Source organism: Gordonia metallireducens (assembly GCF_021245825.1).
In the GTDB taxonomy this organism is placed as follows: Bacteria; Actinomycetota; Actinomycetes; order Mycobacteriales; family Mycobacteriaceae; genus Gordonia; species Gordonia namibiensis.
Map to the genome: position 1 here is coordinate 88,025 of NZ_JAJQJP010000017.1, position 16,580 is coordinate 104,604.

14 protein-coding genes are annotated in these 16,580 nt (G+C 68.2%); 6 read left to right on the forward strand and 8 right to left on the reverse strand.

Annotated features, from left to right (window positions below):
- Window positions 1–3: 3 nt before the first annotated feature.
- Both LQD00_RS05295 and otsB read left to right on the forward strand, forming a co-directional pair.
- Window positions 4–1,563: an alpha,alpha-trehalose-phosphate synthase (UDP-forming) gene (locus LQD00_RS05295; protein WP_308195925.1), complete on the forward strand. Its 1,560-nt coding sequence runs from the start codon at window positions 4–6 to the stop codon at window positions 1,561–1,563.
- Window positions 1,560–2,345 carry a trehalose-phosphatase gene (otsB, locus tag LQD00_RS05300; protein ID WP_232715986.1) on the forward strand — a complete coding sequence of 262 codons (786 nt, stop codon included), beginning with the start codon at window positions 1,560–1,562 and terminating at the stop codon, window positions 2,343–2,345. Before LQD00_RS05295 ends, otsB begins: the two co-directional genes overlap by 4 nt.
- A gap of 6 nt (window positions 2,346–2,351) precedes the next feature.
- Here otsB and LQD00_RS05305 read toward each other — a convergent pair whose 3' ends face one another.
- Window positions 2,352–3,161 carry a transglutaminase-like domain-containing protein gene (locus LQD00_RS05305; RefSeq protein WP_232715987.1) on the reverse strand — a complete coding sequence of 270 codons (810 nt, stop codon included), beginning with the start codon at window positions 3,159–3,161 and terminating at the stop codon, window positions 2,352–2,354.
- Window positions 3,162–3,229: 68 nt separating this feature from the next.
- Window positions 3,230–4,357 (reverse strand): ROK family transcriptional regulator, encoded by a 1,128-nt coding sequence (locus tag LQD00_RS05310; RefSeq protein WP_232715988.1) that lies wholly within the window; start codon window positions 4,355–4,357, stop codon window positions 3,230–3,232.
- An 86-nt stretch (window positions 4,358–4,443) separates the two neighbouring features.
- Between LQD00_RS05310 and LQD00_RS05315 the strand changes: the two genes are divergently transcribed.
- The gene (locus tag LQD00_RS05315) at window positions 4,444–5,208 is read left to right on the forward strand and encodes an SDR family NAD(P)-dependent oxidoreductase (protein ID WP_232715989.1); all 765 of its coding nucleotides are present in this window, start codon (window positions 4,444–4,446) and stop codon (window positions 5,206–5,208) included.
- Here the strand turns inward: LQD00_RS05315 and LQD00_RS05320 are convergent.
- A complete protein-coding gene (locus tag LQD00_RS05320) occupies window positions 5,205–6,464 on the reverse strand; it encodes a L,D-transpeptidase (RefSeq protein ID WP_232716086.1) in 1,260 nt (419 codons plus the stop codon). The genes LQD00_RS05315 and LQD00_RS05320 overlap by 4 nt on opposite strands.
- Window positions 6,465–6,514: 50 nt before the next feature.
- The gene (locus LQD00_RS05325) at window positions 6,515–7,102 is read right to left on the reverse strand and encodes a helix-turn-helix domain-containing protein (RefSeq protein ID WP_232715990.1); all 588 of its coding nucleotides are present in this window, start codon (window positions 7,100–7,102) and stop codon (window positions 6,515–6,517) included.
- Window positions 7,103–7,150: 48 nt separating this feature from the next.
- On the opposite strand from LQD00_RS05325, the gene LQD00_RS22865 reads away from it, so the two are divergent.
- Window positions 7,151–8,938 carry an FAD-dependent oxidoreductase gene (locus LQD00_RS22865; RefSeq protein ID WP_406566960.1) on the forward strand — a complete coding sequence of 596 codons (1,788 nt, stop codon included), beginning with the start codon at window positions 7,151–7,153 and terminating at the stop codon, window positions 8,936–8,938.
- Here LQD00_RS22865 and deoC read toward each other — a convergent pair.
- Complete coding sequence (gene deoC / locus LQD00_RS05340; protein ID WP_269784667.1) at window positions 8,903–9,649, reverse strand: deoxyribose-phosphate aldolase; 747 nt, start codon at window positions 9,647–9,649, stop codon at window positions 8,903–8,905. The genes LQD00_RS22865 and deoC overlap by 36 nt on opposite strands.
- Between deoC and purU the strand changes: the two genes are divergently transcribed.
- Window positions 9,608–10,501, forward strand: coding sequence for a formyltetrahydrofolate deformylase (gene purU, locus LQD00_RS05345; protein ID WP_232715992.1), 894 nt, complete (start codon window positions 9,608–9,610; stop codon window positions 10,499–10,501). The genes deoC and purU overlap by 42 nt on opposite strands.
- Here purU and LQD00_RS05350 read toward each other — a convergent pair.
- The 3 genes from LQD00_RS05350 to LQD00_RS05360 form a co-directional block, all read right to left on the reverse strand.
- On the reverse strand, window positions 10,498–11,490 hold the full coding sequence (locus LQD00_RS05350; protein WP_232715993.1) for an alpha/beta hydrolase: 993 nt from the start codon (window positions 11,488–11,490) through the stop codon (window positions 10,498–10,500). The two genes, purU and LQD00_RS05350, sit on opposite strands and share 4 nt — an antisense overlap.
- Window positions 11,491–12,234: 744 nt before the next feature.
- On the reverse strand, window positions 12,235–14,019 hold the full coding sequence (locus LQD00_RS05355) for an ABC transporter ATP-binding protein (RefSeq protein ID WP_232715994.1): 1,785 nt from the start codon (window positions 14,017–14,019) through the stop codon (window positions 12,235–12,237).
- Entirely contained in the window at window positions 14,012–15,775 is a 1,764-nt protein-coding gene (locus tag LQD00_RS05360) for an ABC transporter ATP-binding protein (protein WP_232715995.1), read from the reverse strand. Before LQD00_RS05360 ends, LQD00_RS05355 begins: the two co-directional genes overlap by 8 nt.
- 198 nt (window positions 15,776–15,973) lie before the next feature.
- On the opposite strand from LQD00_RS05360, the gene LQD00_RS05365 reads away from it, so the two are divergent.
- Window positions 15,974–16,564 (forward strand): hypothetical protein, encoded by a 591-nt coding sequence (locus LQD00_RS05365; protein ID WP_232715996.1) that lies wholly within the window; start codon window positions 15,974–15,976, stop codon window positions 16,562–16,564.
- Window positions 16,565–16,580: the final 16 nt, after the last annotated feature.

Sequence of the window (16,580 nt, forward strand, 5' to 3'; positions counted from 1 at the left end):
CCGGTGACGCCGCGACCGGCTGGAACCGGGACCACCCCCGCCCACGACAACGAGTCCGGCGAGGGGCCGAACCGGGCTGCTCCGCACCACGGCGCAGAGTTCGTCGTCGTCGCCAACCGTCTGCCCGTCGACAAGGAGATCCTGCCCGACGGCACCGTCAACTGGAAGCGGAGCCCTGGCGGCCTCGTGACCGCGCTCGAGCCGATCCTGCGAGCCAACACCGGCGCCTGGGTCGGATGGTCGGGCATCCCTGATTCCGACGACAATCCCCCGGACATCGAGGGCATCGACATCCATGCGGTGCCGCTGTCCACCCAGGAGATCGCCGAGTACTACGAGGGCTTCTCCAACGGCACCCTGTGGCCGCTGTATCACGACGTCATCGTCAAACCGGAGTACCACCGCGAATGGTGGAACACCTATGTCGAGGTGAACCGCCGGTTCGCCGAGGCCGCGTCGCGGGCGGCCGGCGAGGGTGCCGTCGTGTGGGTGCAGGACTATCAGCTGCAGCTGGTCCCCAAGATGCTGCGCATGCTGCGGCCGGACGTGAAGATCGGCTTCTTCCTGCACATCCCGTTCCCGCCGGTGGAACTGTTCATGCAGATGCCGTGGCGCACCGAGATCGTCGAGGGCCTCCTGGGCGCCGACCTGATCGGGTTCCACCTCCCTGGCGGCGCACAGAACTTCCTCTTCCTCGCCCGCCGCCTGGCCGGCCAGGCCACCAGCAAGGGCACCGTCGGCGTCCGCTCCCGCTTCGGCGTGGTGCAGGTCGGTTTCCGCACGGTGCGCGTCGGTGCGTTCCCCATCTCGATCGACTCCGGTGAACTGGCCGCGCTGGCCAAGACCAAGAAGATCCGGGATCGTGCCGCCGAGATCCGTCGCGAACTCGGCAATCCCAAGACGATCATGCTCGGCGTCGACCGCCTCGACTACACCAAGGGCATCGACGTCCGTCTCAAGGCGATCTCGGAGTTGCTGGCCGAGGAACGGCTCGATTCGTCCGAGACGGTGATGATCCAGCTCGCCACACCCAGCCGGGAACGCGTCGAGAGTTACAAGCGTATGCGTGCCGGCATCGAGCAGTTGGTCGGAAACATCAATGGCAACTACAGCCACACCGTCAGCCGACCGGTCGTCCAGTATCTCCACCGTCCGGTGCCGCGCGACGAGCTTATCGCCTTCTTCGTCGCCGCCGACGTCATGCTGGTGACACCGCTGCGCGACGGCATGAACCTCGTGGCCAAGGAGTACGTGGCCTGCCGCAGCGATCTCGGCGGCGCTCTGGTGCTCAGCGAGTTCACCGGTGCCGCAGCAGAACTGCGCTCGGCCTACCAGGCCAACCCCTACGACCTCGACGGGGTCAAGGACGCCATCGAGGCCGCGGTGAACCAGAGCGAACACGAGGGACGCCGCCGTATGCGGGCGTTGCGTCGCCAGGTACTCGCCCACGACGTCGACAAGTGGGCACGCAGCTTCCTCGGCACGCTCGGGGAGAACTCGGAGACCGAGTTGGAACCGAACCGCGGTGTGCACCTGGTCGAAGATTCCCTCGACAACACATGAGCGACACCGGGATTCCCGCGGACCTGCGGGCCGCCCTCGGCGTGGCCGCGCGTGCACGCCGACTGCTCGTCGCGTCGGATTACGACGGATGCGTGTCGCCGATCGTGTCGCGCCCGGAGGATGCTGTCCCGAACCCGGCGTCGATCACCGCACTCGAGGCGGCCGCAGCACTGGCCGACACCGAGGTCGCGGTCATCTCGGGTCGCGAACTCGCCGTCCTCGCAGACCTTTCCGGCCTGGGTGCACCGGTGACGCTGGTCGGGAGTCACGGTAGCGAGTTCGACACCGGGTTCGCGGTCGAGGTGACCGACGCAGCACGCGCCCTGCTCGTCCGGCTCATCGACGAATTGCGGGGCATCTCAGCACGTTTCCCGGGTTCGACGGTCGAGACCAAGCCGGCGAGCACCGTGTTGCATGTACGCAACGCCGATCCCGATGACGCCGTGGCGGCACTCGAGTGCGCCCGGTCCGGTCCCGGCTCCTGGGAGGGTGTGCATTCCACCGAGGGGAAGAGCGTGCTCGAACTCGCGGTCATCGAGACCAGCAAGGGGCACGCGCTCGACACCCTGCGGGAGCGGCTCGACTGCGACGTCGTCATCTACCTCGGCGACGACGTGACCGACGAGAAGGCCTTCGCGCACCTGCGGCCCGAGGCCGGCGACATCGGTATCAAGGTCGGCGACGGTGCCACCGCGGCCGGATTCCGGATCGAGGACACCGACGACGTCGCCGCCGTCCTCGATCACGTGGCCGCCGAACGCCGAGCCGCGCTCGACGCGTGAACCGGCTCAGCCGATCATTACCCGGGCGGTCGCGTCGTCGTAGGGCAGTTCACCGCGAACGGTCGCGGTCACCTCGTACTTGTTGAGCGTGATCGTGCCGCGGTGGTTGTCGAGGAATGCGGTGTCCGCGGCGTCGCGCCCGGTGGCGATACGCACCAGCGATTGTCGCGGGGCCAGGCGCGTGCTGTCGACGACCACCCATTCGCCGTCGATGATCGCCTCGGCAACAGCGTGGAAGTCCATCGGCGAACATCCGGGTGCATAGACGGCGACGAGCCGCGCCGGGATGTTCAACGCACGCAACAGCGCCACGACGAGGTGTGCGTAGTCGCGGCACACACCCGCCCCGGCGAGCAGGGTGTCGGCAGCTCCGTCGATGGGATCGCTGGCACCCGGGATGTAGTTCAGCCGCTGCTCGACGAACGTCGCCACCTGATTGAGGAGTTCCCCCTCCGGCAACGACAGGTCGAACTGGCCGGCCACGAAGCCGAAGAACTTGTCGCACTCGGCATATCGGCTGGGGCGCAGGTATCGCGACCGGTCGGTGCTCTCCACCGGGATCGGGTTCGCGGCGGTGAGGACCTCGGCGGTGTAGTCGATGGTCAGCAGTCCACGGCCGAGCTGCATCCGGTGGATGCGCGACCCGTGGTCGGCGACGAGCTCCTCCACGTCGACCGGACTGCCGTCCAGCTCGATCCTGAGTTCCTCGGCCAGTTGTAGGCCGGGCAGCTTCGCCACCGTGATCTGCATCTCGAGTTCGGTCGGGTCGTCGATGCTCACCTCGAGGCGTGCGGCAACATCGCGGGGCAAGGTCATGCCCCCACCGTAGGTGATGAATCCCGGCACGGCACACGGGGCGGTCCAGCCCGGAGACGGTCTGCCCGTCAGAGGGTGGCGACGGCGGCGATCGGATCGGCGTAGATGACACTCAGCGCCACCACGACCGCGGCGCTCTCCTGAACGTGCACACCGAATCTCGACGGCGCGATCTCCAGCGGCCGGTCGAGCGTCGAGGCCTCGTCGAAGGCCGCCTGTACCGGTGCGAGGCCGTGCGGGTGCGCCGCGAACGCGTCGCCGGCGACGACGATCGTGTCCGGGTTGATCACGTCGCGGATCATCGCGACCGCCTCCCCGAGCACCCGCGCGCGTTCGTCGACGATGCGCGACGAGTCCGGATCGATGCCGAGGCGATGGGCGGCCGCCAGTGCGGCGTCGTCGCCGATGACGTTCTGCAACCGGACGCGGGTATGTCCCGGGGCGAGCACCGGCGCGGAGACGGGCAGGTGCGCGATGGTCCCGGCGCCTCGCTCGGGGACGTGCACCCGGCCCTCGAGAGTCATTGCCATGCCAGCGGTTTCGCGGGCGTAGAAGAACAGCCCGGTGCCGGTCGCGTCCCGCGGGCCGCCGAGCAACAGTTCTGCGGCGGCCATCGCCTCGACGTGCTCGCACACCGACACCGGGGTGCCGAGCCGGTCCGCAAGGGTTTCGCCCACCGGGAGTTGACGCCACCCGAGAACCCGGTGATCCACGACACCCGCCTCCGCGTCGACCGCACCGCCGAGCGCCACCCCGCCCCACAGCAGACGGCGCCCGCTGAACCGACCGGCGAGCTCGGCGAGTTGCGCACACAGTTGCTCGATCGCCTCCTGCTGATCACCCGACGGGGTGAGCACGGCATGGCTGTGCAGCGTGCGTCCACCGAGATCCGCGATGACCAGAACCGAGCGTCGCGCACCGATGTGCAGGCCGGCGACGCACAGCGAATCCCGGTCGATGGTCAACGGGTTCTTGGGCCTGCCAATGGTTTTCGGTCCCGCGAGATCGGGGCGTTCGGCGACGAGACCGTGGGCGGCGAGCGCATGGACCTGACGGTTGATCGTCGCGGCGGACAACCCCGTCGTCGAGGCGAGCTGATCCCTGGTCACCGGCCCACCGACCCGGATCGCGTGCAACACCGCGGCCGCCGGAGTGGACGTCAGTTGCAGCGCCGCCGGGATCACTCCCCCACGCATGGGACGAATGTAGCAGTGCGCGAGTGCACGCCGGCGCTTCCGGCGGTCTCATGGGCGAGGTGCGGTACGCGTCGTAAGGTGGGCCCATGAGCCCTGACACCGCCACCCAGACCACCGACCAGCGACCGATCGCCGTCGTCACCGGCGCGAGTTCCGGGATCGGTGCCGCCACTGCTCGTCAACTGGCGAAGCAGGGTTACCACGTGGTGCTCGGCGCACGGCGCGTCGATCGCGTCGAGGCGCTCGCCGCCGAGATCGGCGGAACCGGAAAGCAGCTCGACGTCACCGACGAGGACTCGGTCGCCGCGTTCGTCGAGGGCCTGGACCGCGTGAACGTGCTCGTGAACAACGCCGGCGGCGCCAAGGGCCTCGACCCGGTGTCCAACGCGAACCTCGACGACTGGCGCTGGATGTGGGAGACCAACGTCATGGGGAGCCTGCGGATCACCAAGGCCCTGATCCCCGCGCTGATCGCATCCGGGGACGGACTGATCGTCGCGATCACCTCCGTCGCCGCGCTCGAGGCCTACGACAACGGCGCCGGCTACACCTCGGCCAAGCATGCCCAGGCGATCACCCACCGCACCCTGCGGTACGAACTGCTCGGCGAGCCGGTGCGACTCACCGAGATCTGCCCGGGCATGGTCGAGACCGACTTCTCACTCGTGCGTTTCGAGGGCGACCAGGAACGCGCCGACGCGGTCTACGAGGGCCTCACCCCGCTGACGGCCGACGACGTCGCCGAGGTCATCGGCTTCGTCGCGTCCCGCCCGCCGCATGTGAACCTCGACCAGATCGTGCTCAAGCCGCGCGATCAGGCGTCGGCACGACGGAACATCAAGACCGGCTAGCGGGGTGCGGGGACGTTGGAGGTCGGGGCGCCGCTCGGCGTCGCCGGCACCGACGACTCCGTCACCTCGCCCTTGATCGCCGACATCCCCTGCCAGGTCTCCCAGTCGAAGATCCAGTCGTAGATGTCACCGTCGGCCTCCGACAACGGGATTCGCGTACCCGAGACCTCGACCGGGTCGCCGTAGACGGCCACCCGGAAATAGCGTTCGGCGTCGGCCTCGGACAGGTTGATGCACCCGTTGGTGACGTTGGCCGTGCCCTGCACGTTGACCGTCTCGGGATTCGCGTGGATGAACTCGCCGTTGTTGGAGATGCGCACCGCCCAGCGTTCCCGGATGTTGAAGTAACCGGCGGCCGGGTTGCTCATGAAGAACTCGTCGTACTTCTCGGTGACCACGTGGATACCGGAACGGGTGACGTTGCGGTCGAGGTCGCCGCCGCCGTAGCTGCAGGGCAACGACATCAACTCGGCGCCGTCGCGGATCACGACGATCCGGTGCGAGGACTCCACGGCCTTCACGACCTGGGCGCGCCCGATCGAGAAGTCGCTGGTCACGTCGGCCGCACCGTAGGCGCCGTCGCCGTGGTCGAGGCCGTACAACTTGGCGTCCATGTGCACCTTGGTGCCGGGAGCCCAGTACTCACGGGGACGCCAGTGAACGCGTGAGCCGTTGTCCTCGCCGAGCCACGCCCACGAACCCTCGGTGGGCGGCGTCGTCGTGACGGTGAGCGCCCGCTCCACCGCCTCCTTGTCCTCGACGGTGCCGTTGAACTTCAGGATGATCGGCGCGGCGATGCCGACCTCCTGGCCGTCGCCGATGTTGACCACGACGTTCAGCTGACTCGACGGTTCGAGGGTGGTGAAGCTGCCGGTGACCGGCACGGTCTTCCCGTCGGTCCCGAGAGCCGTTCCGCTCCAGGTGTATTCAGTGCCGTATCCCAGCGGCTCGGCGATGGTGTAGCTCGTGCGGTCCTCCGACAGCCGCCCGTTGACCACCCGCCCGCGCGGGTTCGTCAGCTTCACGTCGGGGTTGAGCGTGCCGTCCTCGGCCTGCACCGAGATCTCGGCGATCGGGCTGGGCGCCTCCCCGTCGAGCGGAGGGGTGAAGGTCAGACGGACCTTCGGTTCGTCTGGTTTGCCGCCGCCGCCCGGGCCGGCATCGGAACCCGTACACGCCGCGATCGCGACACCGAGTACGCCGACCCCGGCCGCGGCGAGCACAGCGCGTCGGTTCACCGGGGCCTGAGAAGTCATCACCCGCACAAGCCTACCGATCTGCGGTGATCGTTCACGGAGCTGACGACTCACGGTCGCGGGTCGTCGCCGACGGCCGCCGCGGACGGCATGTGGGCGCGCTCGCCCGCATGGTCCATGATCGACAGCACCTCGGCGGGACCGTCGTGTGCGCAGATCGCATGCGGGATCATGGTCGAGAACTCCGCGGCGTCTCCCTCCGGGACGAGGATCGCGCGGTCGCCGAGGAGTAGCCGGACCGTGCCGGCGAGCACCGTGAACCACTCACGCCCGGGATGAACCCGCAGGTCACCGAGCGGCTGTTCGCGTTCGAAGCGCATCTTCGCGACCGTCACCCCCTGCGGGCTGTTCTCCCGGGAGAGCAGCCACATCGTCATCCCCTCGGCGGCGTGCGCCTGGGGACGGATCACGACGTCGGTGTCGTCGGCGGCTTCGACGAGCTGATCCAGCGTCGTCCCCAGGGCCCGCGCGATGGGGACCAACTGGTCCAGCGCGACCCGGCGGTGCCCGGTCTCTATTCGGCTCAGCGTCGACGGGGACAGGTAGCACCGTGCGGCCAGCGCATCGAGGGTCCAGCCCTTGGCCAGTCGGAGTCCACGTATGCGCTGCCGGACCACCGCATCGAGTTCTTGCGTCATAGGCAAGATGGTATGCCGTATAGGCATAGGCGCGCTACCGTCGATCTCATGACCCTTTCCCACGATCACAACGGGCACCACCACGACCACCACCACGACCAGGTGCATCTGGCTTCGGTGCTCGACCTGGACGCCGAGCTCGTCGGCGGTTACGTCGACGACGCCGCCGCGGCCATCAGCCGCAGCCTCGGACGCGCACCGCAGCGGATCGTCGATCTCGGAGCGGGGACCGGCACCGGCACCGAGGCGCTCGCACGCAACTTCGCCGATGCGCAGCTCCTCGCGGTGGACAGTTCCACCGAGATGGCCGCGCTCGTCGAGCAACGAGCCGCCGCGGGCGGTTTCGCCGGGCGGACGGCCACCATGGTCGCCGACCTCGACGACGGTCTGCCTCCGCTCGGCTCCCCCGACGTCATCTGGGCCGCGATGTCGTTGCACCACGTCGCCGACCCCGCGGCGCTGCTGCGCGAGGCCGCGTCCGCGCTGGCGCCGCAGGGGGTCGTGGCGATCGTCGAGATGGATGGTCTTCCGCGGTTCTCCCCCGACGCCGACTCCGCCCTGGGCACGCTCGAGGACCGCTGCCACGCGGCCGCTGCCCGTGCCGGGTGGGAGGCGCTCGCCGATTGGACCGAAACCCTCGGCCCGGCAGGTTACGACGTCCTCCACCGGGACACGATCCGCATCGCACGGACCGGACCGAACGAGACCATCGCCCGGTACGCGGTCCACTGGTTCAGCCAGTTCCGGCACCGGCTGGCCGATGTGCTCGCCGAATCCGATCTGGCACTTCTCGATTCCCTGATCGACCCCGCCGACCCCGCGTCGCTCCATCGACGGGCCGACCTCACCCTCACCGCCGGGCGCCGGCTGTGGGTCGCGCGACCGGCCGCCGACCACGACGTCGCCATCGTCGGCGGCGGCTCCGCGGGGTTGAGCGCCGCGACGACGCTCGCCCGGTCACTGCGGTCCGTCGTCGTCATCGACAGCGGTGAACCCCGCAACGCACCCGCCGAGGGCGCCCACAACGTGCTCGGCCAGGAGGGCATCGCCCCACTCGAGCTGCTGTCACGGGGACGCGACGAGGTCCGCGGCTACGGCGGAGAAGTCCGCTCCGACACCGTCGTCGACGCCCGCCGGGAGGGCGACCGGTTCGTCCTGTCGCTGGCGTCGGGCGCCACGATGAGGGCGCGACGCCTCCTGCTGGCGACTGGTCTCGTCGACGAACTCCCCGAGATCCCCGGCGTCGCCGAGCTCTGGGGGCGCGACGCCCTGCACTGCCCGTACTGCCACGGTTACGAGGTGCGTGGTTCGCGGGTCGTGGTTCTGGCCACCAGCCCCATGTCGGCCCACCAGGCACTGCTGTTCGCTCAGCTCACCGACGACATCACCCTCGTCGCGCACGCTGCGGGTGCCGTCGGCGACGAGGACCGCGCGAACCTGGCCGCCGCCGGGGTGTCGATCGTCGACGAGACCGTCGAGCGGCTCCTGACCCGCGACGACGCCGGCACCGCGCGTCTCGACGGCGTCGAACTGTCCGACGGCACCGTTCTGCAGGCCGACGCCGTCGTCGTCGCACCCCGATTCGCGGTGCGCGGCGACCTCTACGAACGACTCGGCGGGACCCTGTCGCAGACTCCGGTGGGCGAGGTCGTCGAGACCGGACCGATGGGCGCGACCGCGATTCCCGGCATCTGGGCGGCGGGCAACAACACCACGCTGAATGCGGTGGTGACCGTCGCGATGGGCGAAGGGGTGTCGGCCGGTGCGGCGATCAACGCCGACCTTGTGATGGACGATCTGCTAATCGGGAAAGCCGTCGAGCACAGTCGCCGATGACGACAGGCCCAGGCGGGTCGCGCCCGCCGCGATGAGTTCGGCGGCGAACTCGGCCGTCCGGATGCCACCGCTCGCCTTGACCCCGACGCGGGCGCCGACGGCGGCGCGCATCAGCCGCACCGCCTCGACACTCGCGCCGCCGGCGGGATGGAAGCCGGTCGAGGTCTTCACCATTCCCGCGCCGGCCTGCTCGGCACGGCGACACACCTCGGTGACCGTCTCGGGACCGGCGAGCTGCAGGAGCGCCGCGGACTCGATGATCACCTTGAGCAGCGTCGAATCCCCGACCGCCTCACGCACGGTCAGGACGTCGGCGAACACCTCGTCGAACCGGCCGTCGACCGCGGCGCCGACATCGATCACCATGTCGACCTCATGCGCCCCGGAGTCCACCGCCAGGCGGGCTTCGGCAGCCTTGACCAGGGAGTGGTGCTTACCCGAGGGAAAGCCGGCGACCACGCAGGTCCGCTGGTCACCGGTGTCGATCGGGAGCATCGACGGCGACAGGCACACCGCGAAGACGCCGAGGCGGGCGGCCTCGGCGACAGTGGCCTCGGCGTCGGCGCGGGTGGCCTCGGGCTTGAGGAGTGTGTGGTCGATGATGGCGGCGACGTCGCTACGCCGCAGGTCCGTGTTCGTCACATCGACGAGCTTGGCACACTGAGGGTCGTGACAAGCGGACAGCTGACCCCCACCGACCAGACCGAGCATCGTTACGTGCTGACGCTCGGCTGCCCCGACCGCACGGGCATCGTCGCCCGCATCTCGACCTTCCTGACCGATGTCGGGGGTTGGATCACCGAGGCCGCGTACCACTCCGACGACGACACCGGCTGGTTCTTCACCCGGCAGGCCATCCGCGCCGACGAGGTGGCGTTCACCGCCGACGAACTCCGCGCGCGGTTCGCCGCCGAGGTCGCCGACGAACTCGGCCCCGAGACCGAGTGGCGCCTCACCGACACCCGTGACACCAAGTCCGTGGTGCTGCTGGTGAGCAAGGAAACGCACTGCCTCATCGACCTTCTGGGTCGCGCGCACCGCGGCGAGCTACCGGCGACCATCCGGGCTGTCGTCGGCAACCATCCCCAACTCGAGGAGCTGGCAACACGTTTCGAGATCCCGTTCCACCACGTCCCGTTCGGTGAGCGCAAGGCCGAGGCCTTCGCCGAACTCGCCCGGATCGTCGACGGCTACCAGCCCGACGCCGTGGTCCTCGCACGGTTCATGCAGATCTTGCCGCCGAAACTGTGCGAAGCCTGGGCCGGCCGCGCGATCAACATCCACCACAGCTTCCTGCCGAGCTTCATCGGCGCCCGCCCGTACCACCAGGCCTTCGCCCGGGGAGTCAAGCTGATCGGCGCGACGTGCCATTACGTCACCGCCGATCTCGACGCCGGACCGATCATCGAACAGGACGTGATCCGGGTCGATCACGGCGACTCGGTGACCGACATGGTGCGTCAGGGACGCGACATCGAGACGCTTGTCCTGTCCCGCGGACTGCGCTGGCACCTCGAGGACCGCGTCCTGGTGCACGGCCGGAAGACCGTGATCTTCAACTAGTTCAGCGCCCGCTCGTAGAACGACCACGAGCGGTGCAGCTGGTCTTCCCAGTAGCCCCAGGAATGGGTGCCGGTTGCGGGGAGGTCGACCGTAGCCGGGATGTTCAACTGCCGCAGGCGGTTCACCAGCTGCAGGGTGCACGCCATGGTGCCGCCCTCGATGATGCCGCCGACCACGATCTGATCGGCGAGCTTGTCGGTCTTCTTGACGTACGCCGGGTTGTCGTACTCCCCGGGCAGACCGGTCGCGTTGGAGATGTACAGCTTGGTGCCGCGCAGCTTGTGGGCGTTGATGACCGGATCGTGCTTGCGCCATCCGGGCCCGTTGTACGGCCCCCACATGTTCGTGGCGTCGCCGCCGCCGCGCGCTTCGACCACCAGCCGGATGCTGTTCTGGCCGAACGGGTCGGCGGTTGTCGGGCACCCGCTGTAGGCCCCGACAGCCTTGTACAGGCCGGGGTGCTCGATCGCGAGGTTCAGCACCGAGGTTCCCGACGAGGAGATACCGCCGATCGCATTGCGCCCGGAGGTGTTGAAGTTGGCGTCGAAGACCGGCGGCAATTCCTTACCGAGGAAGGTCGACCATTTGAACAGACCGAGCTCGGGATCCGGCTTCTCCCAGTCGGTGTAATAGCTGAACCGCCCCTGGTTCGGGATGACCACGTAGAGGTTCTTGTTCTTGGTGAACTCGACGATGTCGGTCTTCGCGAGCCAGTTCGCGCCGTCCTCACCGCCGCCCGCACCGTTGAGGAGGTAGAGGACACCGCGCGGCTTGGACTCGTCGGCCGGCTTGATGACCGTCAGCGGGATGTCCCTGTTCATCGCATCGGAATGCACGACGATGTCGGTGACCCGTTCGGTGGGCGAACCCGCCGTCACCAGACTCGGTGCCGCCGACGCAACGCCTGCCGTACCGGTGGCCGACATCGTGAGCCCGATGCCCAGAGCGACCGCGATCGCGGCGCCGCACCTGCGCAGACGCTGGTTCATACATTCCTCCTCGTCGAGTCCCGCTTGGCCCCGGGCGGGCGTGGTTCTGTCAGATGGACCGTATCGTGTCGGGCCACCGGGCGGACCCGCACGGCGGATCATTCACCTGCCCGGACCCTCATCCGCCGGCAGATCGGGCCCTTTCAATACGAATCGCCTCACAGCCGAGGCCGTGAGGCGATTCGAGCAGATCGTCGAACTACGACTCGGAGGAACCCTCGATCGAGCCGGTCACCAGTTCCACGAGCAAACCTTCGACGATGTCGCCAATTGCGCCTTCGATCGCGTCAGCCATGATGCTCCTTTGTCCATTGGGGGAAAGTTTCGAATCGACCCGCCTACTCCCACCTTCGCGGCGGCTCGAGACAGAGATTACATATCCGTCTCGGAGATGTCTCCATTATTTCTGGGGACTTGTCACGAATATTCCTTTCCGCCATCGCTCGATGTCATAAAAGCCCAGCTCAGTGGCCCCCACTAATACGAACAATTGAATACAGTTGGACGAGCGTCCATTAAACCTCGGAAAAGAATGACCATTAGCAACGTCGATGCAACGTTTCGGTGGCGTATCGACAAAAATGTGCCCCAACCTCCGTTACCGTAACTTTCCGCTCGGTAAGTTTCGATTCCGCGCTTCTCGTCGAAGTGGGTCAAACGATTATTCGAAACGAGACGAATTCTTCAATTCGTTTCACGAAACGTGATCATTACTCCTGCAAAAGTCCTCTGACCTGTGGTGATTCATTCGGCACGCGATGCCGAATCGACGCCGCAGCGTCGTGCGTAGACCCCACCGGCACCGACGAGTTCGTCGTGAGCCCCCGATTCGACGATCGTCCCCTTCTCTAGGACGACGATCTGGTCCGCGAGTGCGGCGGTGGCCATCCGGTGGGTGATCAGGAGGGTTGTCGTGCCGGCGCGCAGCCGTTGCAGCGCCCGCTGCACGAGCAACTCCGTGCGGGGATCGGCCGCGCTGGTCGCCTCGTCGAGGATGAGGATGCGGGGCGAGGCCGCGATGGCCCGGGCGACGGTGACCAGCTGCTTCTCCCCCGCGCTGAGGTTCTCCGATTCCTGCCCGATGACGGTGTCGAGGCCCTGGGGCAGCGTCGCGACGATCTGGTCGAGATGACCGTCGTGGACCGCACGGTCCACCGCGGCGTCGTCGGACATCCCGTAGGCGATGTTGTCGCGCACGGTCCCGGTGAACAGCCACGGCTCCTGGGTCACGACCGCCATGCCCTCGCGCAGCCCGTGCGGGCCGAGGTCGGCGGTGTCGTCACCGTCGATCGTGATCACCCCTGCGGTCGGACGGTAGAAGCCCTGCAGCAGATTGGTGATGGTGGTCTTGCCCGCCCCGGTCGAGCCGACGATCGCCGTCGTCGTCCCCGGCTCCATCCGGAAACTCACCGAACCGAGGACCGGCGTGCTCTCCTCGTAGGCGAAAGCGACGTCGTCGAAGACGATCTCCGGCGGTCGGCGATGACGCCCGGGCGCATCCGTCGCCTCACCGATCGCCGCGTGGGTCTCCGAGTCGCCGTCCTCCGGCTCGTCGAGCACCTCGCGCACCTTGCCCGCCGAGACCGTGCCCGATTGCACCTTGGTGACGAAACCGGCGAGTTCCCGCACGGCCGAGGACAATTGCTGCGCGAAGAGGATGGCCACCTGGGCGGCGCCGAGACTCAGGGTGCCGTCGACGACCATGACGCCGCCGAGGACCGCCAGGATCAGGAACACCACGGCGTTGATCGCGGTGAGGATCGGTGCCAGTGTGCCGGCAGCCCATTGGGCAGAGCGTGTCGAACCGAACAGCTTCTCGTTGAGGGCATCGAAGCGGCGCCGGGCAAGGGGTTCGGCGTTGTACGCCTGCAGCATGCGCCGCGCGCTCAGCTCCTCCTCGAGGTGACCGGTGAGGGCGGCCGTGGTGGTCCACCTGGTTTCCAGGAACGGTCGAGCCCGGCGCGCGATGACGACCGACACCGCCGCCGACACCGGTGCCGCGACGAGCGCGACGATCGCCAGCAGCGGCGAGACGACGAACAGGACGACGGTGACCACGAGGAGCGTCAGCGCGTTTGTGGGGACGGTGACCAGCACCGGAGCGATCACGGTGGCGGCATTGTCGGTGTGCGCGGTGAGCTTGCTGACGAGCACGCCGCGATTGTTCGACTCGAAGTAGCGCAGCGGCAGCCGGTGGACTTTGTCCTCGATCCGCGTGCGCAGACCCGCGACGGATCGTTGCACCGCGATGGTCAGCATCTGCCCCTGCGTGAACGTCAGACCGGCTACGAGCAGATAGACGGCCGCCTGCACGCCGAGCACCGTCCAGAGGAGCCGCCAGTCCATGCCGCCGGCACCGGTCGTCCCGTCGACGATCACATTGGTGACCACACCGAACAGGATCGGTCCGACGACCGCGCCCAGCGACGCCACGATCGCGCACAGCGAGATCGCGACGGCGCGTCCCCGGGTCAGGTGAAGCTGCCGCAGCAGCCATCGGAGCGAGTCGTCTCGCCGGACGTCAGACATTGGTGACCGCCTGTGCGTAGGCGATCTCGCGGTAGATCTCGCTGTCGACGCGGAGGGTCTCGTCGGTGCCGACGGCGACGAGACGGCCGTCCTCCAGGACACCGATGGTGTCGGCGTGCCGGACCGACGAGACCCGCTGTGCCGCGATCAGCACCGTCGCCTCCGGGTGTGCGCGCCGCAGATTGGCGATGACCTGCTGCTCGGTGTCGACGTCGAGGGCGCTGAAGGGATCGTCGAGCACGTACAGGGCAGGACGTCGTAGGACTGCGCGGGCCAGCGCCAGGCGCTGTCGCTGGCCCCCGGAGAAGTTGCGGCCCTCCTGCGCGACGCGCGCCCCGAGACCCTCGGGCCGCGCCTCGACGAAGTCCCGTGCCGCGGCCACCTCGAGAGCGTCCCACATCTGGTCGACGGTGGCGTCGGAACGGCCGATCCGCAGGTTGTCGGCGATCGTGCCGGTCACCAGCGCGGCGCCCTGCCCGACGAAGGCGGTCCGCGCGCGTACCCACGCCGGCGCCAGGCCGGTCACGTCGGCGCCGTTCCACCGCACCCGGCCCGAATCGGGATCGGAGAACCGCAGCGGCAACGACAGCAGCGTCGACTTGCCGCTGCCGGTTCCGCCGAGGAAACCGGTCACCGTGCCGGCTACACACGTCAGCGAGACGGCGTCGACCGCGGGGGCGTCGGCGCCGGGAAAACCGACGGATACGGAGTCGAAGACCACGACGGGTGCCGACGACGTCGCCCCGCCCTCGGCGTCGCCGGGTTCGAGGACCTCGGTGTCGAGGACCTCGGTGATGCGACCCGCGCTGGTGACCGCGCGCGGGATGACGCCGGCGATCACCGTCAGCAACGATACGGCGAGCAGGATCTGGCCGAGATACCCGACCGCCGCCGCGATCTGACCTATCTGCATCTCGCCCCTGTCGACGAAGATCGCACCCAGCCCCGCCACCGCGACCCCGGCGAGATTGGACACCACGGTCACGGTCGGGAGCAGCAGCACCTGAGTCCGTCCCAGCCGCAGGGCGACGTCGGTGAGGTCGTCGTTCTCCACCGCGAAGCGCGCGCGCTCGCGGGCCTCCTGCCGAAACGTCCTGATCACCGGTATGCCGCGCAACTGTTCGCGCAGCACACGGTTGATCGCGTCGAGCCGACGCTGCAGGCGTGCAGCCCACGGGACGATGCGCCGCACGAGCACCCCGACCAGCACGACGAGGATCAGCCCCGCCACGAAGATCACCGGCGACATCTGCCACGCCTGCGACAGGGAGAGCACCAGCGCACCGAACAGCATGAGCGGCGCGGTCACGACGATCGTGAGGAAGATGAAGAGGAAGCCCTGGATCTGTCCCACGTCGCCGGTGGATCTGGTCAGCAGGCTGGACAGACCCAGCCGGGCGACCTGTTGGTCGGTGAAGGTGCCGATCCGACCATTGACCCGGCCGCGCAGATCTCGGGCGGAACTCGCCGACAGGTGCGAGGCGAGGTAGGTGGCACCGAGAGAGACCCCGAGATTGACCACGGCCACCGCGACCATCAGCAGTCCCACGAACTTGATGGTCCCCACGTCTCCGCGCAGGATTCCGTCGTCGATGATCGCGGCGTTCAACGCCGGCTGCGCCAGTGAGGTGAACACGCTCACGAACTGGAAGACGACGAACCCCGCGAGCACCCAGGGAGAGGCCTTCAGTGCGGTGCCGACGACGCTGATGAGGGCTCGTACCTCGTCTCGGCTCATCGAGGGGGCTACGCGCATTGGGCGAGACTACTCCGAGCTGTTCGAGAACCCGGGCAACGTCCTCGGCTGAGTCACGCTCTGCCCCAGGGCGCGTCGCGGCGGGCGCAGACCGTCTGCCGCCGGACGCACATTCGAGGGGAGTGGCTCACCCCGGGGGCTGCGGTGTGCTGATATTGCGGTGTGAACACGCGCGCCCCGATAACGCACACCCGGCCGTTGACCGCTGCCGACCGCGGCCAGGCACTCGACCTGCTGGAGAGCGGCTTGCGAGAGGTGCCGATGTACGCATGGCTTCTCGGACGGAGCGCCGAGGTCGATGCCTACCGGTGGTTCGGCGATGTGCTGTTCACCGACTACCTTCCCGGCTTGTACGGCCAGTTCACCCAGACGGGTGAACTGATGGCCATGGTCGCAGCGTCCGAGCCGGACCACGAGACGCAACCGGTGGATGACGACCTGAGAGCTCGCACACGGCATTTCGTCACCACCCTCGACGGATTCCTGGAACGGTTCACCGAACTCCGGGAGAAGACCAGGAACTCCATGCTGCCGGGCACTGTCAGTCTGGTGTTCGGCTTGGTTCACCCGGACCATCGACTGAGTAGAGCTCTGTCGAATCTGCTCCAGCCGATCGTGGACGACGCCGGCCGCCGAGGCCTGTTGGTGACTCTCGGCACCGGCGATCCAGACCTGCGGGAGGTGTCCCGCCGCAGTTGGGGCGGTGAGGTGTACGCCGAGTTCGACCTCACCGACGGACCCACCGTGTGGTTACTCAAGGTCGAACCGCCGACACGCGAACAGCATTAGGCGGCGTCGAGCGAGA

What these genes read in the sequence shown, in the direction of transcription:
- otsB (WP_232715986.1), top strand. Translation starts at nt 1,560, where the DNA reads ATGAGCGACACCGGGATTCCCGCGGACCTGCGGGCCGCCCTCGGCGTG.
- LQD00_RS05305 (WP_232715987.1), bottom strand. Translation starts at nt 3,161, where the DNA reads ATGACCTTGCCCCGCGATGTTGCCGCACGCCTCGAGGTGAGCATCGAC.
- LQD00_RS05310 (WP_232715988.1), bottom strand. Translation starts at nt 4,357, where the DNA reads ATGCGTGGGGGAGTGATCCCGGCGGCGCTGCAACTGACGTCCACTCCG.
- LQD00_RS05315 (WP_232715989.1), top strand. Translation starts at nt 4,444, where the DNA reads ATGAGCCCTGACACCGCCACCCAGACCACCGACCAGCGACCGATCGCC.
- LQD00_RS05320 (WP_232716086.1), bottom strand. Translation starts at nt 6,464, where the DNA reads ATGACTTCTCAGGCCCCGGTGAACCGACGCGCTGTGCTCGCCGCGGCC.
- LQD00_RS05325 (WP_232715990.1), bottom strand. Translation starts at nt 7,102, where the DNA reads ATGACGCAAGAACTCGATGCGGTGGTCCGGCAGCGCATACGTGGACTC.
- LQD00_RS22865 (WP_406566960.1), top strand. Translation starts at nt 7,151, where the DNA reads ATGACCCTTTCCCACGATCACAACGGGCACCACCACGACCACCACCAC.
- deoC (WP_269784667.1), bottom strand. Translation starts at nt 9,649, where the DNA reads ATGCTCGGTCTGGTCGGTGGGGGTCAGCTGTCCGCTTGTCACGACCCT.
- LQD00_RS05350 (WP_232715993.1), bottom strand. Translation starts at nt 11,490, where the DNA reads ATGAACCAGCGTCTGCGCAGGTGCGGCGCCGCGATCGCGGTCGCTCTG.
- LQD00_RS05355 (WP_232715994.1), bottom strand. Translation starts at nt 14,019, where the DNA reads ATGTCTGACGTCCGGCGAGACGACTCGCTCCGATGGCTGCTGCGGCAG.
- LQD00_RS05360 (WP_232715995.1), bottom strand. Translation starts at nt 15,775, where the DNA reads ATGCGCGTAGCCCCCTCGATGAGCCGAGACGAGGTACGAGCCCTCATC.